22 protein-coding genes and 1 pseudogene are annotated in these 23,418 nt (G+C 49.5%); 10 read left to right on the top strand and 13 right to left on the bottom strand.

What is annotated here, in order from left to right:
• Nucleotides 1-31: 31 nt before the first annotated feature.
• Nucleotides 32-1,258: a serine hydrolase domain-containing protein gene (locus ABT58_RS08515; RefSeq protein ID WP_047873965.1), complete on the top strand. Its 1,227-nt coding sequence runs from the start codon at nt 32-34 to the stop codon at nt 1,256-1,258.
• Nucleotides 1,259-1,383: 125 nt separating this feature from the next.
• A complete protein-coding gene (locus ABT58_RS08520; protein ID WP_047873966.1) occupies nt 1,384-2,568 on the top strand; it encodes a cation:proton antiporter in 1,185 nt (394 codons plus the stop codon).
• Between the two features lie 12 nt (nt 2,569-2,580).
• Here ABT58_RS08520 and ABT58_RS08525 read toward each other — a convergent pair whose 3' ends face one another.
• The 5 genes from ABT58_RS08525 to ABT58_RS08545 all read right to left on the bottom strand — a co-directional run bounded on the left by ABT58_RS08525 (nt 2,581) and on the right by ABT58_RS08545 (nt 6,441).
• Entirely contained in the window at nt 2,581-2,970 is a 390-nt protein-coding gene (locus ABT58_RS08525; RefSeq protein ID WP_047873967.1) for a hypothetical protein, read from the bottom strand.
• 85 nt (nt 2,971-3,055) lie between these two features.
• Nucleotides 3,056-3,823 (bottom strand): NAD(P)H-binding protein, encoded by a 768-nt coding sequence (locus ABT58_RS08530; protein WP_229821718.1) that lies wholly within the window; start codon nt 3,821-3,823, stop codon nt 3,056-3,058.
• A gap of 103 nt (nt 3,824-3,926) precedes the next feature.
• Nucleotides 3,927-4,589 (bottom strand): hypothetical protein, encoded by a 663-nt coding sequence (locus ABT58_RS08535; RefSeq protein WP_146147264.1) that lies wholly within the window; start codon nt 4,587-4,589, stop codon nt 3,927-3,929.
• A 249-nt stretch (nt 4,590-4,838) separates the two neighbouring features.
• Nucleotides 4,839-6,062: an HlyD family secretion protein gene (locus ABT58_RS08540; protein ID WP_047873970.1), complete on the bottom strand. Its 1,224-nt coding sequence runs from the start codon at nt 6,060-6,062 to the stop codon at nt 4,839-4,841.
• Entirely contained in the window at nt 6,055-6,441 is a 387-nt protein-coding gene (locus ABT58_RS08545) for a hypothetical protein (protein ID WP_047873971.1), read from the bottom strand. The genes ABT58_RS08540 and ABT58_RS08545 overlap by 8 nt, the downstream gene beginning before the upstream one ends.
• A 176-nt stretch (nt 6,442-6,617) precedes the next feature.
• On the opposite strand from ABT58_RS08545, the gene ABT58_RS08550 reads away from it, so the two are divergent.
• Nucleotides 6,618-7,670 (top strand): AraC family transcriptional regulator, encoded by a 1,053-nt coding sequence (locus ABT58_RS08550; protein ID WP_047873972.1) that lies wholly within the window; start codon nt 6,618-6,620, stop codon nt 7,668-7,670.
• A gap of 184 nt (nt 7,671-7,854) precedes the next feature.
• On the opposite strand, the gene ABT58_RS08555 is transcribed toward ABT58_RS08550, so the two are convergent.
• From ABT58_RS08555 to ABT58_RS08575, 4 genes are all read right to left on the bottom strand, one after another.
• Nucleotides 7,855-8,364 carry a porin family protein gene (locus ABT58_RS08555; protein WP_047873973.1) on the bottom strand — a complete coding sequence of 170 codons (510 nt, stop codon included), beginning with the start codon at nt 8,362-8,364 and terminating at the stop codon, nt 7,855-7,857.
• Between the two features lie 433 nt (nt 8,365-8,797).
• A complete protein-coding gene (locus ABT58_RS08560; protein WP_047873974.1) occupies nt 8,798-9,370 on the bottom strand; it encodes a porin family protein in 573 nt (190 codons plus the stop codon).
• Nucleotides 9,371-9,652: 282 nt separating this feature from the next.
• Complete coding sequence (locus ABT58_RS08570; RefSeq protein WP_047873976.1) at nt 9,653-10,525, bottom strand: hypothetical protein; 873 nt, start codon at nt 10,523-10,525, stop codon at nt 9,653-9,655.
• Between the two features lie 197 nt (nt 10,526-10,722).
• Complete coding sequence (locus tag ABT58_RS08575; RefSeq protein WP_053063031.1) at nt 10,723-11,622, bottom strand: AraC family transcriptional regulator; 900 nt, start codon at nt 11,620-11,622, stop codon at nt 10,723-10,725.
• 258 nt (nt 11,623-11,880) lie between these two features.
• Between ABT58_RS08575 and ABT58_RS08580 the strand changes: the two genes are divergently transcribed.
• Nucleotides 11,881-13,032, top strand: coding sequence for an iron-containing alcohol dehydrogenase (locus ABT58_RS08580; protein WP_047873977.1), 1,152 nt, complete (start codon nt 11,881-11,883; stop codon nt 13,030-13,032).
• Between the two features lie 295 nt (nt 13,033-13,327).
• Here the strand turns inward: ABT58_RS08580 and ABT58_RS08585 are convergent.
• A pseudogene (locus ABT58_RS08585) lies at nt 13,328-13,930 on the bottom strand (murein L,D-transpeptidase catalytic domain family protein); the annotation flags it as partial.
• Nucleotides 13,931-14,783: 853 nt separating this feature from the next.
• On the opposite strand from ABT58_RS08585, the gene ABT58_RS08590 reads away from it, so the two are divergent.
• Nucleotides 14,784-15,500: a helix-turn-helix transcriptional regulator gene (locus ABT58_RS08590; RefSeq protein ID WP_229821722.1), complete on the top strand. Its 717-nt coding sequence runs from the start codon at nt 14,784-14,786 to the stop codon at nt 15,498-15,500.
• Between the two features lie 82 nt (nt 15,501-15,582).
• Here the strand turns inward: ABT58_RS08590 and ABT58_RS08595 are convergent, their stop codons facing one another.
• Entirely contained in the window at nt 15,583-16,482 is a 900-nt protein-coding gene (locus tag ABT58_RS08595) for a LysR family transcriptional regulator (RefSeq protein WP_047873979.1), read from the bottom strand.
• Between the two features lie 250 nt (nt 16,483-16,732).
• Here ABT58_RS08595 and ABT58_RS08600 point away from each other — a divergent pair, with 250 nt between their 5' ends.
• From ABT58_RS08600 to ABT58_RS08620, 5 genes are all read left to right on the top strand, one after another.
• Nucleotides 16,733-16,963, top strand: a complete 231-nt coding sequence (locus ABT58_RS08600) for a DUF1656 domain-containing protein (RefSeq protein ID WP_082211031.1) — start codon at nt 16,733-16,735, stop codon at nt 16,961-16,963.
• Nucleotides 16,964-16,981: 18 nt separating this feature from the next.
• Entirely contained in the window at nt 16,982-17,905 is a 924-nt protein-coding gene (locus tag ABT58_RS08605; RefSeq protein ID WP_047873981.1) for an HlyD family secretion protein, read from the top strand.
• Nucleotides 17,906-17,907: 2 nt separating this feature from the next.
• The gene (locus tag ABT58_RS23455) at nt 17,908-20,121 is read left to right on the top strand and encodes an FUSC family protein (protein ID WP_053063032.1); all 2,214 of its coding nucleotides are present in this window, start codon (nt 17,908-17,910) and stop codon (nt 20,119-20,121) included.
• Nucleotides 20,122-20,293: 172 nt separating this feature from the next.
• Complete coding sequence (gene yidA / locus ABT58_RS08615) at nt 20,294-21,103, top strand: sugar-phosphatase (protein ID WP_047873982.1); 810 nt, start codon at nt 20,294-20,296, stop codon at nt 21,101-21,103.
• 271 nt (nt 21,104-21,374) lie between these two features.
• Entirely contained in the window at nt 21,375-21,572 is a 198-nt protein-coding gene (locus ABT58_RS08620; protein WP_047873983.1) for a hypothetical protein, read from the top strand.
• A 106-nt stretch (nt 21,573-21,678) separates the two neighbouring features.
• On the opposite strand, the gene sigZ is transcribed toward ABT58_RS08620, so the two are convergent.
• Both sigZ and ABT58_RS08630 read right to left on the bottom strand, forming a co-directional pair.
• Nucleotides 21,679-22,221, bottom strand: coding sequence for an RNA polymerase sigma factor SigZ (sigZ, locus tag ABT58_RS08625; RefSeq protein ID WP_047874076.1), 543 nt, complete (start codon nt 22,219-22,221; stop codon nt 21,679-21,681).
• Between the two features lie 53 nt (nt 22,222-22,274).
• Nucleotides 22,275-23,249, bottom strand: coding sequence for a LysR family transcriptional regulator (locus ABT58_RS08630; RefSeq protein WP_082211032.1), 975 nt, complete (start codon nt 23,247-23,249; stop codon nt 22,275-22,277).
• Nucleotides 23,250-23,418: the final 169 nt, after the last annotated feature.

The following is a 23,418-nucleotide window of genomic DNA, read 5'->3' on the forward strand; positions in this document are numbered from 1 at the left end:
TTTTATCGCATGTTCCCATAGGGAGAAGCCAATGACTATTGATACACCTCCACGTCTTGCCCCCCATCGCACGGTATGGAAATGGCTGTACGGCGTGCTTGCCATCGCGATCCTCGCCTTTGTCCTGGTGATCATTTATGCGCCGCCCCGTGTCGATATGGCGACCTTTACCTGGACAAAAGCCGCGCAAACGCATGACTGGGCCATCCAGCCCCCGGCACAACAAGGTTTTCAGCCGGAACCGCTAATTGCGTTGCACAATACGGTGACCCATCGCAAATCCAAGCGGGTGCAATCGTTACTGGTTGCACGCAACAATGCGCTGGTTTTTGAACAGTATTACCCGGTCAGAAGCGCCCATGACGGTACCCCGATGCCCAAGCCCTTCCCGCCTTCGGCCGACACGCCTCACCAGATGCGTTCCATCACAAAAACCATCACCGCCACGCTACTGGGGACCTTACTCTATCAAGGCAAAATTGCTCATACCGACACCCCGTTGCTGGACTTCTACCCGCACACCGAAATGGCTGACAGGGAACAAAAGCAAGCCCTGACACTCAACCATGCCCTCAATTTCAATAGTGGCCTGAACTGGCAGGAATGGTATGTCGCTAACAGTGATGCCATGAACATGTGGCTGTCTGACGACCCTTACGCCTATGTGCACAGCAAAACCATGGCTCACCCTCCCGGCGAGCCGTTCGTCTATCAAGGTGCGATGAGTGTGTTGCTCGGCGGAGCCATTGAACAGGTGACCCAACAATCATTACGCCAATATGCCCAAGAGGCGCTGTTTAGCCCGTTAGGGATCACGCAGTTTGATTGGTTTACCCATGAAGTCACCGGGGATTATCTCGGCTCTTCCGGCTTATATTTGCGCTCGCGGGATTTAGCCAAATTAGGCCAGCTCTACCTCAACCGGGGGGTGTGGCAGGGTCAGCGGATCTTCTCTGAAGAGTGGGCGGCACAAAGCCTGCAACCAAAAGGTAAATTCTGGCCGAAGAAAACCATCGCGTATGGCCATAACTGGTGGTTCCCGCAAATCACACAAGCAAACGGTGAGCGCATTCAGATCGCTGCCATGCGCGGGGCGGGCGGACAAGAAATGATGATCCTTCCAGATTACCAGCTCATTATGGTGATGACATCGGGCGCGTACATCGGTCAGGACGAAGATTATCCCTTTGAGTTGCTGGTCGACTACATTCTGCCTGCGATCGGTGTAGAAAACGCGAAGTATCAACCAAGGATATAAACGGCGCGACGAAAGAGGGACATGGCACACGTGCGCGGTATCGACAGTATCTGGTATCGCGCAAGCCAAAATCGCCATTCTGAGCCACACTTAACATTGGCTCTAACGGATATAGAACGGCGGCGATGCACAATGAGTTAGCTCCCTTAATTTTCGAGTTATGTGCCATCATCATCAGTGCGGCGCTGCTGGGCACGCTCTTTCTGTATGCCCGCCAACCCATCATTCTGGCCTACATTGCGGCCGGTGTTCTGATTGGCCCGCATGGCATCAATTTGGTCACCAGCGCCGAAAACATCACCCAAATCGGTAACCTCGGGGTGATCCTACTGCTGTTTCTGATCGGCCTGAACTTGCAACCGAAAAAGCTCCTCTCGCTATTTCAGGAAAGTGCCCTCATCACCTTGGGGACGTGCGCCTGCTTTTTTACCTTCACTACCCTGTTTTGCTTAGCCATCGCCTTTTCCTGGCTGGATGCGGTGATCATCGGCGCGGCACTGATGTTTTCCAGTACCGTGATTGGCTTGAAGCTCATTCCGACCACGACCTTGCACCACAAACGGATGGGGGAAATCATCACCAGTATTTTGCTGGTACAAGATATCCTCGCCATCAGTGTGATCATTTTCCTCAATATGGGCGAGAACCTGGGCGACGGCAACGTGATGCTGTTGAGCTTCGCCCTGATGCTGGGCAAATTTGCGTTAGTGTGCCTGCTGGCATTTCTGGGGGTAAGATACGTGATTTTGCCGCTGTTTCGCCGCTTTGATGTGATTCAGGAGTACAGTTTTGTCACGACCTTAGCCTGGTGTTTTCTGTGGGCAGAGCTCAGCCATCAGGTCGGGTTATCCTATGAAAGCGGGGCATTTATTGCGGGGATCTCGATTGCGGTCAGCCACGTTTCACAGGCTATTTCGGTGCATTTAAAACCGCTGCGCGAATTCTTTTTGATCCTGTTTTTCTTTGCCATTGGCGCGCGGATTGATATCACTCAGGCCAATATTTATAGCCTGTTAGGCGTGTTGTTGGGGGCGATATTGATTGCCGTTAAATACGGCGGCTTTGCGCTGGCCTTAAAATGGGCGCAGGAAAAACCCACCGTGCGCCATGAGTTAAGCGCACGATTAAGCCAAGCCAGTGAGTTTTCATTTTTAGTGGCCTATGCGGCCATGCAAGCCCAATTGCTGTCGCAACAAGCGGCGCTGTTTATTCAGATCACCACCATCACGACGTTTATTCTGTCCACCTATTGGGTGGTCAAACGCTTCCCCACCCCAATCGCGATGGAGAAAAACCTACGGCAAGATTAGGACTGTGCGCCCTCATGAACTCTTCGTAAACACCCAGGCAAAAAACAGCATGAAGATGAAGTCATTCAATCCATAAATCGTGTAAAACACACCTGCAAACAAATCGGCGTCATACACCGCTGGCAGGCTATTATTGGCAAACCAGTAGACCCACGATATCACGTAAACCAATTTCTCAATCACGAAGGCGCCCGCTAGCCACTTCACATTTCCTTCAACCATAGCGGCGCCCAGAAATGCCAAGCCCCACACCACAATCATCAGCAAACCAAAGTTTGACATCACGACCGGATCCGCCTCATTAATGGCGGTGTTGGTGAAAAAGCGCGACAAAATTAATACGCCACCAAAATTCATTAATGCGGCGGCAATAAAGCCACCTTTGACAACTGCTGGATTCATCGTATTCCCATGCTGATGTTTAACGGTATCAGTAAAAGTATTGGTTAAAGTATCGCTGTAAAGTGTAGTCAAGGTTCGCGCTACGTTAGTCGGACTGACCGTCCGCTAAGGCTGTCATGGCTAAGGCAGTCATGGCAATGCTGTCTAAACGTTCAACCGATGCTGCGTGCGCTGTTTGGATCTGCGCCATAACAGCTTTCGCAACAGTATTGGCCTCAATTGGCAAATAGTTTTTCAAACGCCCTACCATCAACGGCTTCACCCATTTCATTGTCGCTTGCAGCCACTTTTCATCCTGCCGATGTTCTTCTCGATCCCCCGCTAATGGCCCTGGGTGCAAGAAAGTTACGCGCTCGACACCCAAGGCTTCTACCGCCTGCTCCATCTCGCCTTTACAGCGCAGATAATGCGACATTGCCTTACTGTTAGCGCCTAAACAGGACACGATGATGAGATGTTTCACGCCCAGCGTTTGCATGTGTGTGGCAGTGTTCACGACCAAATCCACATCAATACGGCGCAAATTGGCTTTTGAGCCCGCTTTTTTGATTGTCGTACCCAGCGCAATCACGCCAACGGTTGGCGCTATGTCATTCGCGGATAACTCGGGCGGCGTTAAATCGTCACTGATCCACGGGGTGAATTTGGCGTCTTCTATGTCCAAAGGACGGCGCAATAACGCATACACGTGATCCGTGTTTGGATCCGCCAAGGCGGCTTTCAACACCGCTTTACCCACTAATCCGGTTGCCCCGGCAATGAGCAGTGCTTGCTTTATTGGAGCTTGCTTTATTGGAGCTTGTTTTATTGCGGTTTCTTTCATTACAGATGACGTCGTTTGAGTTTGATTCATTTCAATTTATCCACGTTGGCGGTCTGCACACTGTCAGCCACACTCAATAGTGTATTCACCCAATACAGAACGCGCACTAAGCATAGCGACATGCCCTGCGATTTTATAACCCATTCACGATAACAGTGAGTTGCTGACCGTCCACTTGCACCGTTACCCACGGTCTAGGTTGGCTTGGCAGCCAATTTAGCGTATCGGTGATGGATTGCTGCTGAGCGAGAGAAAATGTCTCCCTATCAACAAAATGGTAGGTACGCGGGGTGCGAAAATCCCCTCGGTTGGCGAGCCTGAACATACGTTGGTCAAGCTGATTGCGTGCCGCTTCTGTCGTTAACGACGGTAATTCCGCTAACACATCCAGCGAGGCTTCATGACTGCCTTCATCCACAAACAGCCACGCATAGCTATAACCGTCTTTGCGTAATCCATTGAGTACAGAGGTATAACTGGCTTGGGTGAGTGGTAACTGCCATTCAAGGCGGCTGACCTGTTCATCGTGAAAATGCACCACCAGCAGGTTGGCATCAATGCCCAAGAAGGCTTGCTGATCAAGGCAATACGTCAGCGTCTCTTGGTATAACGCGGAACAATCAAAGGCATAAGGCAGTGAAGCAACGTCTTGTACCGTAGCACCCGGCTGGATCACGGTACGCGCATCCCCTTGCGGCTGCGCATTGACGGTAAAAGCGGCCATACACAGCGCAAGTACAGCTCGTTTAGCGCCTCGGCTTGCCTTGATGGCTTTCGATTGATTACCCGTTTTCATCTGCTCACTGCTCACGATCATCCTTTCTCAGGCAGTGGTTATATCAGTAATCTGCAGATAAAAAAAAGCTGCAATTTCAATAATAAGAAATTGCAGCAACTACGGTCAGCATTAACGTAGTAAAAGGCAGGAGGACAGGGACTCGAAACCTGTCACTCCTTGTGGATTTAAGCCATCGCGTTTTGTGTTCTTCTTTCTGTTATTGGCTATGTGTTATTTGCGAACTGTATTTAAGTGCTTCGATACGGCTTACATCGACCAGATGTAGTAGATCTGAGACTTCATACGAATGATGATGCCGCGAATCACATCCAGGAACTGCAGGAAGCTGATTGGCTTCTCGGCACTGATCCACGCCAGCCCCACCGAGCCGACTGGAATGTCATACCCTGCTGATTCATCCAGCTTCAGGCGCACAAAGTGATGTTTGTTCATCGCATTTTGGCCTGTCGTCTGGCGGATGTTGTCATCACGGCCCAGTAAATTACCCTGTGATTCACCGGTCGCTTCAATGATGCCTTCTACCTGCGCATTGAAAATTTTGCCCGGATACACCGCCGAGGTGAATTCTGCACGCTGACCCACTTTCACATTGCGGATCGCCTGATGGTTAACACGCATCAAGACATACTTCTCATTGGTGTACATCTGCATACGTGGCATCACGCCCACATACTGACCTTCACGCATGATGAAGTTAGTCACATAACCGTCTGCTGGTGCGTAAACCTTGGTGTTATCCAAATTCCACTGCGCCTGCGCGACATTTTCTTGTTCCGTATCCACCGCCACTTCACGGCTGTTGACGTTCAGTGCGGCTTTTTCAACATCCAGCTTGGCGCGGTTTGCCGCCAGCTTGGCTTTTTCCAGCTGTGACGCGAGAGTCACCACATCGGCTTTGGCCAACTCTACCGCTGTACTTTGCTGATCCATCTGCGTTTCTGTGATGGTGTGCTTCACCACACGGTTTTGTTCACGGTAACGCTGCAACGTGGTTTGTTTGTATGCCAAATCTTCTTTGGCGGCCGCCAGCTGATTCTTTGAGATTTCAATATCTTTCAGCGATGTTTGCTGATTTTCAGCCGCAATGCGTACATCTTCTTTGGCAATCGACAACGCCACTTGTGCAGAATGCAACTCGGCTTTGGCTTTGTTCAGCGCAATCTGATACGGCGCGTCATCCAAGGTATAAATCAACTGCCCTTGGGTGACGGCTTCGTTCGGACGCACGAGAATTTCATCTACGTGCCCCTTAATTTGGGTGGAGCCAGGACGCAACTGAATGTGCGGAGACTGCACGACAGAGCCGCCCGACAAATCCATCGGTGCGTAGGTGATCAAGCCCACCCACACAAACAGTAACCAGCTACCGCCGCCAATGTAAGCAAAGGCTTGGGTGAATTTATTCCATGGCATCCCGACCATGCGTAACAGGTAAATGAACAGTGCCCATACGGCTAATCCCTCAAGCATGCTCCGCCTCCTTTTCTGTCATCACGGTCGATGCACTCGGGGTGGTTGGCGTGGCAGATGCCTGGATTGGCTCATCCGCCATCTTGTCATCACCTTTCCAGATATCGCGAATACGGCGCAGGGCTTGTTCGCCATCCACAAAAGCGATAAACACCGCCAGTACCCACACCCAATGCCAGATGAACCCTATCCAGGTTAAGGCGGTGATCAATCCTAGTTGGTGATGCTCTTTGGTGTGCGCTTTTTGAATCGGTAATTCATGGATACGCCAAAATCCGTACGCGGCGGCGGCAATGGATCCGACTAAGATCACCGCAGCGACAATATGAAGCGCAGTATCGACCCCACTGTCGACAAAAGGCATGCTGACGAGGCTCATTGTTCCTCTCCTTAAATTCTTATAATTGCATCAACTTATGCGTTGTAGTTATGGGAGGAAGTGTGCAGAAAAAAGTGATCGCTGTGATTTTTAATGCCTAAATAAATCAATAAACATGCTTTTTTGATACACTGAGACTCCATTTCGTTTGTACAACATCACTTACGGTGTACATCATGCCCTTGCCAGATACGCAATTTGATATCGCTTTTATTCGCACGTTATTCATGCAGCCAATCATCAAAGCGCTTAACAAGCACTACGGTTTAACGTTATCCGATTGCACTATTCCCCTCTCTGTCTTTGATGGGCCGATGACATTAATCCCGTTTGTGGACGTTAACACCCTGCTGGAAGACATCGAAACACAGGTTGATGATCCCGCGTATTTAGCGACGTTAGCGCCCGATCTCACCTTTGAACATTTAGAGGGGGGACTGGGGCAGTGGTTTCTCGCCACGCCGGATTTATCCCTGTCTTTTCGCCGCATTAATTACGGCACCTCTTGCCTGCAGTCAGGCGCAACGTTTTATGGGCAGCAATCAGGTAACATCATCAAATGGTGTTATAACAACCACTTCGCCCGTGGACGTGGCCGCCTGCACGACAGCCTACGCATGGCAATCATGTTCACCAATGCGCTGCGTTATTTCATGGGACAGCATTATGTGCCCCTGAATGTGGAGATCAGCGGCCCACCTTGTGGCTATCAGAACGGCAGTGACGCGGGGCAATTTGAGGCATTCTTTGGCTGTAGCATCACGTGGAACGCCCCACAAACCAAAGTCTGGCTGGATATTTCTATTCTGGAGCACGCCAACACTCATCCCTTTCAATACAACCGACCGATGATGTTATCGAATCTTGAGATGGATGAATTTTTAAACATGCCGCAACCCCACGATACGGCTAAGGTGTTTTATGAGCTCATCAACTACTCACGTTATTACGGCTACCCTCAGCTTGATTTTCTCGCTGAACGTCTGCAGCTCTCTCGGCAACAATTACAACGTCGCCTGCACCACTTAGGCTGGAGCTTTACTGCTATCACCAATTACGTGTTGTGTAATCAGGCCATTAAATACATGCAGATTGATATGCCCATCAAAGACATTGCCACCGCGCTGGGCTATGCCAACAGCCAGAGTTTCAGCAAGGCGTTTCAGCGCCAACGGGGACAGACACCCGCACAATATAAAGAAAACTTGCTGGAACGCAGCCGGGGATAACCAAACAGGCAAGCAGGCAAAAGAAGGGACGAGGCATGGAATGAGGTATGCGGTATGCGGTATGCGGTATGCGGTATGCGGTATGCGGAAATAAAAGACGCAAAAAGGGAAAGCCGATACTTTCCCTTTTTACTTGTTCTTAATGACTGTTCTCAATGACGATGCCGTCCAGATGCATCACTCATTAGAAGTGGTAGTCAACAGACCATACTACTTGCTGAGAGTAGTCAATCTTAGTGCTGTTTTCGTTGTAGTCCTGATCCAGGTAACGGTAAGTCAGATCAGTACTCCAATCTTCGTTGATTTGGTACATCGCACCCACTTGGCCACCCCATACGAAGTCAGTCGCGCTTTCGCCGCTGATTTTGCTGTCTGCCACACCGGCTGACACACCCGCAAACAGGTTAATGTTCTGGTGTACAGGCATCAGGTAATCGTAAGATGCCAAGAACATATTTTGGCGAGACTTGTCCATGAAGCTGTATGTACCCATTACACGGTGATGATCGTTGATGATCGCACCACCACGTACCTGATAAGTCGCATCTTCACCGTTTTGGTCGTGAGCACCTTTTACGCTATCTTCTTGATAACCAACACCACCACCCACGAACCATTCAGTATCTGCGGCAAACGCTGGAGAAGCGGCCAAAATAGATAGCGCGATTGTAGAAACTGCTGCAATTTTTTTCATTTTTTTATTCCTTATTCCATCCGAGGGCTAGTCATTTCTTGCTAACCGCTCATGAAGAAAAATAGATTTATTTGTGGTTCGCTAATTACCATACGCCTGCTAGCTGAACAGAAACTTAAAATAGAAAACAATGTTTTTAATCTGAATGTAAGCTGAACTTCCAAGCACTTATGGAATCATAACGGTGACTATTTCGACACAGTCACGCCATTTAATTACCCATCAAAAGCTCTTTTGATGAATTAATCCGTCTTATTGCAATAATTTACTTGCGGGGCAAAATAATACCTGCAGATAAATAAATGCTCGCCATCATCCCAGCGAGCATTTATTTGATAGGGTCTCATTGCGGTCAAAAAAACAGAGGGAATCCTTCCCCTCCCAATAACGGACATCAATGAAAAACGGTTGCTACATTATTAGAGAGAAAGCCTTAGAAGCGATAATCAACAGACCAGACCACTTGCTGAGTGTAATCCACTTCTGTGCCCAATTTGTCATAGTCTTGATCCAGCAGGCGATAGGTCAGATCGGTCGACCAGTTCTGATCAATTTTGTACTGAGCACCCACCTGGCCACCCCATACAAAGTCGGTGGAATCAACCTTTGTCCCGCTCGCTTTGTGCTTAAAGGTGTTATCAGCAAAGCCTGCGGACACACCGGCAAACAGATTGATATTCTGGTGTACTGGGATCAGGTAATCATAAGACGCCAAGAACATATTCTGCGTTAACTCACGCTCACCCATTAAGCCATTCACATCATCATTAAAATAGCTGTAAGTACCCATGATACGGTGTTGATCATTCAAAATCACACCACCGCGTAATTGATAGGTCATGTCTTCTGCATTTTTCGATGAATCAGCAATGCCAAAATCTTGTTTTACGGCGTCATTTTGATAACCGATACCACCACCGACAAACCAATCGGCATTATTTGCAAGAGCAGGCGTAGCAGAAAGAGCGGAAATAATAACAGTTGATACTACAGCGTACTTTTTCATAAATGCATCCTCACTATTGTGATGTAATTTATATTTTTCCCCACGTTGCCGTGGCTGTTTGATGGAATAAACTTAACATCCTGAAACTGAATGAGACCTGAAAATAGAAAACAGTGTTTTATATGTAAGCTTTTATTAATGAAGGTAAATAAATGTGTTTCAGCTAGAGCAGAGTATTATTTTCGCAATGGGGATGACGATATATTGCCAAGCTACATCAAGATGATTGGGGATATCATCTATAAAAAATACGCCTCCCATTGGGAGGCGCACTGAATTCAATTAGTCTTCGATAAATAGGCTATCAAAAGGTTGCCCAGGTAGATTTTGATCGCTGTACATCGTCTTCAAAACACGCTCAGCATTTTTACCCCATGCACCATCAAATCCGAACCCACTAAAGTGATTGTGCATACCTAATGCGTGAGCGAACTCGTGGGTGGCTACATCTTGCGGTGCCGTTCCATTACAGGTGATTTTCCCACCGTTGGCGCCCTGAAGACTATCCAGATTCACCCATGTGAAATTACCATCACGACCCCATTCCTTAGCTGGATATTTGATGCCGTAGTCTGTAGAAACGATATAGGATCCTGGAGTCGTGACATACGGTCCGACAGCAACGTTGCCCAGACTACAATATCCACTGCCACTCATATCTCCTGCTGATGTGCCTTGACTGAGGATCAGACCCCACTTGGTATCTAGGTGCGCAAGATCGATATTACTTGGATCAGACATATCAATCGTCACAACGCCTTTACGGTCAAACATCTTATAACCAACCAGACTCTCAATGTGGTTCATTGAGTTAATGAAGCGCTGGTCTTCCTTTTCTCGAAAATAAACCGGGATCAGATGTTCTTTCGGGAATCGAGTTAATGCCGGGGTTTCAGGAACATCATGGCCGTCTTCAAAACAGTAGATGCCGAAACTACACTCTTCTGTAGAGTCAGCGACATCCCACGTTTCCCCTTGCATATTGTTTTCACATAAACCACCTTCGGCTTGGTTCGTACATTTTACTGCACTCGCCACCTGCTCGTTCGTGTAGCCACTGCTCTTTTCACCATCGCCATCACTACCACCACACCCTGCGAGCACCGCCAGCGACAAAGCAACAAGTGACTTTTTAAAATTATCTACATTCAACATCTTACAATCCGTTTAAGAAAAATCGGCTGATTGTAAATAGAACGCTATTTCGGAACAATTTCTCTTTATGCTCGCCGCATTTTTTATGTAACATATTGTAAATATGCACTTTATCAGCACGTAAAAAGCATTTCCATTCATTGTCTTTCTATCCGTAACCAATGCAATAGGCAGACAACTATTAAAATGGATGCACCTCAAACGTACCCAATTTCTGCCGCTTTGCTTGGTGGTAAGCCGAAGTAACGCTTAAATTCCCGGCTAAACTGGGTTGGGCTTTCATAGCCGACTTTTATTGCGGCCACACTGGCGGGCAGCCCTTCCTGGGCCATCAGAGTTTTGGCTTTGTTGAGGCGGATCTTTTTGATGTATTGCAGGGGTGGATCGGTCACCACATGCTTAAAGGCACGGTGGAAGGCCGACACACTCATGCCAGCCATATCGGCCAGTTCGTTGATCGTCAGTTTGTCGGCAAAATTCACCTGCACGTGGTTAATCACTTTCGCCACCCGCGCCAGTGCACTGTCCTGCTTACAGTATTGCGCCAACACATGACCTTGTTCGCTTTTGAGCAACTGATAGTAAAACTCACGCATGCGCTGGGCGCCCAACACTTTGGCATCCAACGGATCCAACATGCAGGCTAACAAACGGCAGATCCCTTCCCCTATCGGCGGGGTGATTGCCGTGACGGCCACACCACGGTGCGAATCTTGTGACCAAGGCAGATCGGCCACGCCATGTTGCTCTACCGCATCCACCAGCTCTTGGATAATGGTTAAATCAAAGTCGATATCCAAACCAATCAACGGAGCCGCTTTCGACGCAAATGTCTCACAGGCAATCGGGTATGGCGTTGCCACGATTAGGCAATGTTCTTCATCATAACGAAACTGGTATTCGTTCAAATGGCCTATCTTGTTGCCTTGTAAGATCACCACCACACCCTGCTGATACATTTGGGGCGTCATCTTATGGTATTGCTCGATACGAAACAGGCGCACACCGGGTAAGTCGGTGCCAACAATACCGGATCCGTGTTGCAACCCGTAATATTCACACAATGTTTCACCGTACGCCTGACGAGATAATGCCATGAGTATTCCTTTTTGATCGCGCTCTGAGACTGGCCTAATGAGGCTATCCGTGACAATACGCAAAGCCCCGCAAGGTTGCAATATCCTTGCCCCCTCTGCGCCATCAAACAGTGAGCAATCGAACAATTAAGTAGAAATAGGCAAGTAATAGACAGAAATGAGCATGCCCTTTTTCCCCGTGCTGACTTACACTCCTAAGCAGAGATAACAATATGGCTGCCGATACTGTCGGCACGCCCTTTTCACTGGAGATGTTTCATGGACAAGTTTACTTACCACAACCCAACACGCATTCATTTCGGCGATGGTCAGATCGCTGCGATTGCCAACGACATCCCGAAAGAGAAAAAAGTGCTTGTGCTGTACGGCGGCGGCTCCATCAAGAGCAACGGTGTATACGAACAAGTCGCACAAGCGCTAAGCGGTCATAACTGGGGTGAGTTTGCCGGCATTGAACCGAACCCTCAGTACGATACTCTGATGAAAGCGGTAGAAATGATTAAAGCAGAAGGCTTTGATTACCTGCTGGCAGTCGGTGGCGGCTCTGTGGTTGATGGCACCAAGTTCATTGCAGCGGCTGCGACTTATGAAGGCGACGATCCGTGGCACATTCTGTCTCAGCAGAAAACCGTGACACACGCACTGCCATTGGCGTGTGTACTGACGCTGCCGGCGACGGGTTCAGAAAGCAACATGGGCGCGGTTGTTTCACGCGGCACCACCAAACTGGCGTTCATGACTCCACATGTACAGCCACAATTTGCGGTATTGGATCCAAGCACCACGCTAAGCCTGTCACCACGTCAGGTGGCTAACGGTGTCGTGGATGCGTATGTACACGTGATGGAGCAATACCTGACGTTCCCAGTGAATGCCAAAGTACAAGATCGCTTTGCCGAAGGCCTGCTACTGAACCTGATTGAAGAAGGCCCGAAAGCCCTGACAACACCAAATGATCTGGACGTACGTGCCAACATCATGTGGACTGCCACTCAGGCACTAAACGGCTTGATCGGTGTGGGTGTCCCACAAGACTGGACCACGCACATGATTGGACACGAACTGACAGGCCACTACGGCATCGACCATGCCCGTACCCTGAGCATTGTGCTGCCAGCGGTGATGCAAGCACGTCGTGAAGACAAAGCCGAGAAACTACTGCAATACGGCGCGCGTATCTTCGGTATTACGGAAGGCACGGCTGATGAGCGTATCGATGCGGCGATTGCGGCCACTATCGCCTTCTTTAAGCAGATGGAAGTACCGACTGCCCTGAGCGATGTAGAGCTGGGTGATAACGATATCGATGTGATTGTGTCGAGCCTGGAGCAAAACGGCATGGCGGCACTGGGTGAACACGGTAAAGTGACCCTGACGGAAAGCCGTCGCATTCTGGAAACGGCACGCTAAGTCGAAGCCTCGTAAGCTTAACGCAGACTAAAAACCGGCCTATCACGCCCCTTGATACTTTACCTGTATTAGCAATCAACCTGCTTGCTAATACTCGTACACGGAGAGGGGCATTTTTCCTTCACGGAGTATTCCCCTTCTCGCGCTCCGCTATCGTCTCATCACCAAATGCGACGTCCTCATAAGACAATACCGGTTGTGTCTGCTGCGCCACATTAATGGCAACCTCTTTCCCTCTATTCTCTCTCTGACCAGCACCTGATGCTTTGCGCCTTTCAGCCATCATACGACTGTATGCTGCGAACACCACACTGCCTCCTTTGATGGCATCGATGATCTGACGGTTCTCTTCGGGCGGTAAAGCCGGACATCCCCAACTCCAGCCGATGTACTGATGCTTGGCTAAAAACGTTGGTGAGGCATACTCCGCCCCGTGGATCACAATATGCCGCCGCCGGGCGTTGTCATTCACCCCCGCCGATAACCCATCTAACCGCAGTGAATAACCAAATTTCCCCTGATAGGTTTCAGCCGTCTTAAAGATGCCTAAAGATGTTTGCTTGGATTGTGGCCGATTGGAAAACTGCTCAGCAAAGGCCATCCCGCTGGCCACACCGTGCGTGGTATAGGTGTGATGCAGCAACTTTTTGTCACGTAAATTAATCACATAAAAACGGCGCTGATGAGAAGGACGACTGTAATCAATGATCACCAAGTTGGGGTTCGCACCAATGGCCTCATCCATGTAGGCTTTCACGCCATCGCGGAACAAATCAAAAGCCATTACATTGGCCAGATCTGCCGCCTGATACACCTCTTTCGCAAGGCGATCTGCGTACTTGTCTGGCGAGGCGATCAAAGGGAAAGGAATGAACAACAGGCAGCACAACTTTTTCATCATAGTATTTTGCTCGCTCTATCACTTCTTTGATATGCCGTGGCATCAATAAAGCATAACAGCCTCCCCTTTCCCTGCGGCTATCCTGCCACGGCCTGCTGCTCGCATCCGCGATGAACCGCTCAGCCTCTCCCCATAAAAGTCAGTAAAGACAATCACTCAAGCAAGGCGTCGAGACAGAATCTTATTATTAAGACAAAATGAAAAAAGCTGACACTGAAGAAATACACGGTGAGTAGACAGTATTTTTATTTATCCCTATAAAAATCACACACAAGCAAAAATGTAACACCAAACACTATTTGACCCTTTCGGTTTTCTGTCGATTGTTCGACATTAATCCCCATCATTTTTATATCTGTCTTTTTATATATGTATTTCTTCATATATTACGCGGAATTTTTTATTGATATTTTTATTAAATTGAATGCATAACCAATCACAGGCGCATTGGCATTGTATATTCATCATAAAAGTCAGATTTATTATGCCTCGCGCATCCTTTTCACTCTTCATACCTGCCAGCATTATTGAAATATACATCTAAAATATATCTTTATTTACCCATTCAATTTCACTGCAATAATGCGTGAACGATTGCGGTTATTAAATTGACAATAATTTGACAGAGATCGCGTCGAAATGAATGACAGAGAAAATTATTCTATGTTATTTATATCTCCATAGCACAAACACTCACCTCTTAACGCGCATCATGCTGCTCTTTTTCGCCAGGCTGGCTACCAAACCGTCCCGTCATAAGCTCATTTTTTCTTGTGATGGCACCGACTTAAACCCAAAAAAGGGGGATTTCTCCTACTTCCTTTTACACCTAAATTGATAAAATAGAACTGTGAAAATAGACGAAAAAACATATCTCTCTGTTCTTATTCACATGCTAGAGACCGTTCCCACTCCTGCAGGCCTCAAGTCTAAAGACGGGTATTTCGCTTATGCGAATGAGGCTTACCGTAAATTGGTTAACGCACCTCACGATATCGCGGGGTTAACGGATAGTGATCTGCCATGTGATACGGCGCAGTTTGCGGCCGAGTTTGTTGCACAAGACCAACAAGCCATGGCGCAAAATAAAACGGTGACCACCATTGATATTCATAATTATGCGCATGGTCACGATATTTTTACCTTTAGCAAACGTCCCGTTGTGATTAACGGCGAAGTATGGGGAACGCAGTTTCAAGCCGTCAATTTAAAATCGCTGGTTTACTTAGCGTCTCGTGCCGAAGTGATCGCACTTGATACCAATAGCTCTATATTATCCACAGCGGGCGGACCGGATAACATCACGCTTACCGCTTCACAAGAAATCGTGCTTTTTTGGCTATTAAGGGGCCGACAAACGAAACAAATTGCGCAATTGATCCACCGTTCACCCAAGGCGGTTGAAAAGCAAATTGCCAATCTGATTGCACGCTTTGCCGATTGTGGCGTCACCAATCGTGCATCACTCATAGAATATGCACGCTGCAATGGCTGGCTGACCTTATTTCCGGGACAACTGTTAAAAACGCCAACGTCTGTCATTGTCGATACCCTGCCGGTGGTATAAACCGGCGAGTATTGGCATGATTAAATTTGGCATTTTGCCCAGATAACAAGACACACCCGCTAACTTTTGCCTTTTATATTAGTCATCGCCCACTCTGCGCTTCCTGTATCGCCTCTCGCAAATAATCCAGCAATAAGGTTAAGCGGGCTGTATTTCTGATTGATGGCTTATACATCATATACAAATCCACTTCTGGAACGGGATAGGCCGTTAACAATGCCTGCAGCTCACCCGTTTCTAACGCTTTCGCGACCTGAAACATCGGCTGCAGTGTGATCCCGGCACCTTCTAATGCCGCCGCCAGTAACGCCTGTCCACTGTTCATAGTGAGGGTTGATGCCACCCTAGGGGTAATAAAGCGCCCTTTCTCATTAAAACGCCAATGTTGTGAAGCCAGTGGGTACTGACTTTGCAAACATTGATGTTGGACTAAGTCGTCCGGATGCCGAGGCATGCCCGCGCGGGCGATATACGCCGGAGTCGCGCACAAGACCATCGGATAGCTGCACAATTTGGTCGCGACTAAATACTCATAACCCTCAACGCGATCACGAAAAATCACGTCATAGCCTTCTTTTTTCACATCTGGCGGGTTGTTATCCAACGTCAGGTCAATCTCTAACTTGGGATACAGCATTTGAAAACGGGCCAATACCGGTGCCAATGCAGAGATCCCCACATTCACACTGCACGCCATTTTTATCCGGCCACATGGCTCATTCAGGTGTTTATAAATGTCTTCCTGCGCCGCTTTCAGCTCCGCCAAAATCGTGATACATCGGTTGTAATACTGCTCTCCGGCTGCCGTCAGTGCCTGAAAACGGGTGGATTTGGCCAGCAAGGTTGCGCCCACATCCGCCTCTAGCCCTCTGACATGTTTGCCCACCATTTGTGCGCTGATCCCCCGCTCTTCCGCGACCGCCGCAAACGATCCCAGCTCAACGGCCCGCACAAAAATTTCAATACTGGTTAATCGGTCCATACCCGCTCAGCGCCTCTCTTTCAATCACAATCCCTCCCCCGACACCACTTCACCATGCACAACAAACCCCGTCCACACACAGCAAACCTCGGACAAGAAACCACGCCAATTAACAACAAATAGCGCCGAGTAGAGTAGCACATTAGAAACTATGAGTTTCGATTGTATTCCACCAGAGCATCTTTTTCTTATTACACGCAGTGACTAAGATCACGCTTTGTTTCAACCTGCGTCTGCTCAGGCGCCGCTAATGGAAAGTCTCATGCCTCTCGCCGCATTCCCGAAAGAAATTGCCATCGGCGATATTTATCTGCCGCCCTTATTGGTTGCCGCCCTGCTCGGGCTGATTTGTACCTCACTCAGTGTGCGGCTGCTCAATCGCTTTCGCTGGTTTAGACACATAGTGAGTCCGCCTTTGGTAGAGCTGTCGCTGACCATTCTCTACGCCCTGTTTATCGGCACCCTCTTTTTTCCGTCTTAATGCTTTCGGAGTCTCTTTGTGATCAAACGTTTTACTCTCACATTTCTCTTTGTTGTTGCGGCACTGGCTGCCATTGGCTGGAAATATCAGCAATATCTCGACAATCCCTGGACGCGTGACGGACAAATCCGCGCGCAGATTGTACAGATCACCCCACGTGTGACCGGCCCGATCATTGCCATGCCCATCCATGACAACATGACCGTCAAAGCCGGTGATGAGTTATTCAAAATTGATCCGCGTACCTATGAAGCCATGGTTGCCAAGGCCACAGCCAGCGTGGCGCAAGCCCATGCACAACTGCAAAAAGCACAAGATGAATCCCGCCGTGGCCACTCTTTATCTCGCCGTCAGCCTGGTGCGGTGCCTCAACTAACGCTGAACCAACTCAATACCGCCGTTGAATCGGCCAAAGCCGGCGTATTGGTGGCAGACGCTGCGTTACAAGAAGCCAAGCTCAATCTGAGTTTCACTACCGTCAAAGCCCCGGTGGATGGCTACATTACCAACCTGACGTTACGTGTAGGCAGCCAAGTGGTGGCGAACCAACCCGTGGTGGCCCTGATCGATCAGCACAGTTTCTGGATTGAAGGCTTCTTCAAAGAGACCGATATTCGGGATGTCGCGGCAGGCACTGACGCCCACGTAACATTTATGGCGTACCCGGATCAACCTCTGGCGGCGCACGTTGACAGTATTGGTTACGGCATTGCAAAAACCGATGGCAGTACCGGTGTCTCCCTGTTACCGAACGTGAACCCGACGTTTCAGTGGATCCGCTTAGCGCAACGCATCCCGGTTCGACTGACACTGGATCAAGTACCGGACGACATTCAACTGCGAGTCGGCGCGACAGCATCCATCATCATCCATAAACACTCCCCTGCGGATACCTCGTTCACCGCAGGCATTCAACGCTTGCTTGCCGCTTGGCAGGAGTAACTATGATCAGCCAACGTGCTCGCTTACCGCTAAAGGTGGCGACGGCCTTGTGTCTCGCCATTGTGACCGCCCTGTGGCTCGGTTGGGAACGCCCGTACTGGGCCGCCTTCGCCGTGATTGTGATGGCTGCCACCGAAACGGCTGGTCATTCGCTGCGTAAAGGTCGTCACCGCTTGCTCGGTACGCTGTTTGGTGTGGTCATGGCCATCGTGTTAGCCGGGCTGTTTCCGCAACAGCCCGTCTTACTGCTGCTCAGTTACACCGCGTTTGCGGCATTTTGTGTGTATCACCAAACCCATCCGCACCATGGTTATGTCTGGAGCATCAGCCTGATGGTGTGTTCATTGATTTTGGTGATGGGGAAATTGCAACCGGATCTGACCTTTTCGGTGGCGGTGCTACGCATGCAGGAAACCATACTGGGTGTATTGAGTTTTACATTGGTCTTCAGTGTCTTGTGGCCAGCCTCCAGCCGCCGTGTGCTGTATCCGACATTGACTCAGTATTTTACCGATCAGCACCAATTGTTAGGCCGTGCCATTACCACACTGGCCGAACAAGGGACACTGCTGTCACCCTCAGCACTGAGTGAGAGCATGAAACGCCTGACCCGTCTGGATGATTTGCTGCAAGCGGCCGATGCCGACAGCTACCTTATCCATGCCAAACGCGCTGACTGGCAGGCCTTACTGACACACCTCAATGAGTGGGCCATGTTATGCGGACATCTGGCCGATACCTTGCCTCTGCTGCCGGTACTCGAGCCAGACACAGACACGTATCAACTATCCACGCAGTTTCTGATGCGCAGCGAGCAACGCGCCGCCTGGGCTCAAGACCTGCTGGCACACGCATCCGATCCAACGCATACCTACGTTGGTGATTCGCCACTTAACACTCTGGCAGCGCTGGATGCAGCGGTACTGGAATCAACAGCCAATAAGTCGGCCGATTCAAACACACACTCACTCCAGCATCATGCGGCCTTGATGCAGTTAGCGCGCCTGCTGGCAAAAATGGATGTGTTGCATGGCAAGATTGTCGCGACCTTGCAGCAAGCGTTGGATGATACGGCATCAACGCCGCGCCAGCGCCGTGTGTCTTCCTCCGCACAGAAAAAAGCACGCTGGAACCTGAACCCGGAAAATGCCATTCACGCGCTGAAGATTAGTGTGATCATCGGTATTTGTACCGCACTGTGGATCGCGGTACCCATGCCGGGTGGCCCCATGGTACTGCTGCTCGGTGCCATTTTGGGCAGCGTTATTTTATCGCTGCCTTTTGCCAATGCACGTTCCCTGCTAATCACCATGGTGGGCTGGTCCGTCATCATGCTGGCACAATATGTCTTCATCATGCCGCTGTTTACCGAAGTCTGGCAGCTTGCGGCCTTTTACTTCGTAAATACCTTTGCCATCTGGTATATCTTTGCGCAACCACAGCAACTGTTAATGCGTTTACTCGGCGCACAACATTTAGTCCTGATGACCAATGGCGCGATGCAACTCACCCCGCGTTTTGACATTCAGCAAGCGCTGCTGCAATTACTGCTAATTGGGGTGTCGATGTTTGTCATTTTTCTGGTCAACCACGGGCTGTTTTCCGGTCAGGCAGAGCATGTGTTTATCCGTCAATTGCGCTACTTCCGTACCGGCCTCAATGCTAGGCTGCAGCGTTTAGCAAAAGGGAAAGCACAGCCGCTGTGTTTCATGACACCGGTACCGTTGCGCAGTGTGGCTCAGGCGGAAATGGCCTTTTCACGCGTCAATCTGGCGATCTATCCCGATGTTGAGGCCGCACAAATACATACCATGCTGGCGCAAGCCTACCGGGTTTGTCTGCATTACCGTGCATTTGAAGACAGCTATCAGGCCTGGCTGGCACAACCGGCACCGCATAAAGCGGCTCCTCAGGCGATCAAGCGCATCACTCAAGATGCCTTGCAGGCACTGGCAGCCGGCTTGTCATCACCGGCAACGACAACGCCTCACTTACTGCCTGATCACGCGCAGCAACGTCTGAAGGCACTGACGCTCCGTTTAAGTCGCTGCACGCCTGACGATATGTTGTTACTGTCACTGACTCCGGTACAGGCCGAAGCGGATTACCTTCTGCTGGTTGCCCTGCAGCAGTGGATTGATGCCTGTCAGTCACTGTATGACCAACAAAAAACCTGTCACCTTACCGCGTTAAAACAGACCCCGTTTGCACTGTAACCCAGGGGAAGGCGCATAAGTGCCTTATCACTACCTCGATGGGGAGGGCTATTCCTTCCTCCCCATCGCCTGACAATGTCAGATTCAGCAAGCGTTCAGTCTGGAAACTAGCATCTTGTAGCGGCTTAGGTATAAGATGCCTCCTCCACACAGTATCACCATGGATTTTCACATGTATAAATTGGTTGCCCTTGATATGGACGGCACCCTGCTTAACTCGCAGAAAGCTATTTCCCCACGCACCAAACAAGCGATTCACGCTGCACGCGAACAAGGTGTCCACGTCGTGCTGGCCTCTGGCCGACCACTGGAAGGGATGACAAAGTACCTTGATGAATTAGAAATGCGCGGCGAAAACGACTACGTGCTGAGCTACAACGCATCACTGGTACAGCGCATTGCCAGCAAAACGGTGATCCGCAAGCAAATCATGACAGGCCTTGATGCTAAAAACATTGCCAGCCTGGCGAACGACTTTGGCACCTTTGTGCATGCCTTCAGCCCAGAGCGCGGCTTGATCACCCCACAAAATAACCCGTATACCCAGCACGAATCAGAAATCAATGATGTGGCGGTAACGGAAGTGGATTTCAGCACGCTAAGCGATGATGAAGAGATCATTAAAGTGATGATGATCGCCGATCCAGAAGTATTGAGTGCTGCCATTGCACAACTGCCAGCGTCACTGTATGAGCAGTACACCGTAGTACAAAGCGCACCATTCTTCCTGGAGCTGATGAACCCGAACAGCAACAAGGGCACCGGTGTCGCTATGCTGGCCGAGCACCTTGGCCTCAGCGCTGAGAATGTGATTTGTATGGGTGATGCCGGCAACGATCACCACATGATTGCCTACGCCGGTTTGGGTGTGGCAATGGGCAATGCGACTGATGATATCAAAGCGATTGCCAACCACATCACCGATACCAATGACAACGACGGCGTGGCAAAAGTGATTGAGCAGTTCATTCTGAACAAATAAGCCCTTCGTCCCTACCGCATCATCCGGCTGCTCCCCGAGAGAGTGGCTGGATGTGCCCCGCCCTTGCGGGTGAACAACCGTCCCCTAGACCACCTCCCATGGTAAAACCAATCTTTCTGCGCTGTCACGCCTCAATGCGAGACCAAAACCTCATTGCACATCACCATTTCATGATCATTTCATAACAACTTGGGACACAAATCACTCATAATCAACCCACCAATATGAAACAATACCTTTAGCGCATTTATTCATACATGGAGGTATAAACATGCAATTTTATGAGCAGTGCCCATCCTGTCAGCGACAAGCGGTACTCATCCAGATCCACCGCAGTTTTTTAGATAAGGTACTGAGGAAAGACTTTTTGAAATTTCGCTGTGCCGAATGTTCCGCCGAGATTTTCTGCCACCGTAACCGTAAAGATTTACGACTCCACAAAGCCGGTGCTGATACCGCTGATGTTTAATGCCTCTCAGCGCTACCGCATAAAACCGACACGTAAAAAAGGCATCGTTTAGACGATGCCTTTTTTAATACTGTTCCAATCCTCACCGAGCAGCAGCTCAGGACAATCAACACATCTTGCAGCTTTTGTCGCGCTTATCAAAATCGATGATGTTGCCACGGGTATCCAGCGACAATTCACAGCATTCCTGAAATAAGCCGCTCATTTTTTCTCGGCTCTTTTGTACGCGGGACTTCAGGGTGGAATAGCTGATCCCTTTCTCTTGTGCGTAGTCTTTTTGTGATTGGCCGTGCAAATCAATCGCCGTCAGCATTTCCGCTTCGTCTTCTGGCAATGCCTGCATAAACGGCATTAAACATGTCGCGAGCTCTTCATGGACACCCGGATCATCTTGCTCGAACCATAACTCTTCCGCAGATAAGGTTTTCGCGCGGCCTTTGGTACGGTAGAAATCAATGATCGCATTGTTCGCGACCTGAAACATCCACGCCTTCACTTTACGGCTGTCACGGATCTCCTCCAATCGCTGATAGGTTTTGATCAGAATGTCTTGCAGCAAATCGTCCACATCATCCGGATCCGCCACTTTGGCATGCAAAAAGGCTTTCAGGCTGGCGCGGTATTTCGGCCAAATCGCTTCAATGGTCAGGGTGTCGCTCATAACGTTATCAATGCTGGCTGTACAGAAGGAGAATTCATCTATTATATCAAAACACCGACGTTGGGTGCAGCGTCCGACATAAGACAGGCGGATGCCGCCGCTTTTTGCTTTGCTTCCTCTTGCGCCACTACCCGTTGCAACGCCAGCCAGAACTGATCCACAGAGGCACGGCTGGTCGCCTTGGCGCGGTAGCACACAATCTCTAACGGCACGGTCAACGCTGCTTGCTCCGGGAACGCCGGCACTAAGAGTCCCTCATCTAATTCTCGGCGCATGGCATAACGCGGCGCCCAGGCGACACCCAACCCTTGCACGGCCATCTGGATAACCGCTTCCGTTAACGTGCTTTCATACACCTGATTGAGCATTTGCTTACGGTCTTTCACCAACGGAAAGACCACGTTATGCAAAAACGTCTGTTCGGAATAGGCCAGATAAGGATAAGGCTGATTGTGAGGGTGAGACGCCAACAGCTCAGGCGAGGCCACCGGAATAATGTCTTCTTTGAGGACCAAAAGCTTATCGAATTTATCTTCAATCAGCAGCGAAGGACGCATGGCCTGCATGTTATAAGCCAACAGAATGTCGCTGGTGTTTTCTAAAATCGCCTGAAAATGATTATCCACCCCTTGTATGGAGGTGTTCATGACGATATTCAGGCCGTCAAAATCCGCCTTCCCCTGCTGAAAGAAAGATGGCATTAAATTCACCGCAAAGGAATGCAGACTGACAATGCGCACGGTGTTGTCTTTTTGCAGCGACACATCGGCAAAATCAGCTTTGGTGACCGACACTTGCGACAATAACGTTTCCACATACGGGGCAAACTTCTTGCCCGGTTCGGTCAGGGTGATGGGATATGACGTGCGATCAAACAGCGGCACCCCCACCCACAGTTCGAGGGCTTGAATGCGACGACTAAACGCAGATTGGGTCACGTGCCGCGCTTTCGCCGCCGCCCCAAAGTTGCCTAAATCCATCAAACACACGAAATCCTCTAGCCACTTAAAGTCCATCTCTTGTTTCCATTTGTCGGCACACGCGGTGCCCAATCACACTATTCACTATGCCATGATCTCTATGCCATGATCTTTATGCATAGTTTCATTCCAAATCAGCACCAGAAAGGAAAATACTCAGCACTTCTGTCGGGGTATGCTCAATCTCAAGAAAGAGACAGACAAG

Origin of the sequence: Photobacterium aphoticum, from assembly GCF_001029435.1 — a bacterium.
Lineage (GTDB): Bacteria > Pseudomonadota > Gammaproteobacteria > Enterobacterales > Vibrionaceae > Photobacterium > Photobacterium aphoticum.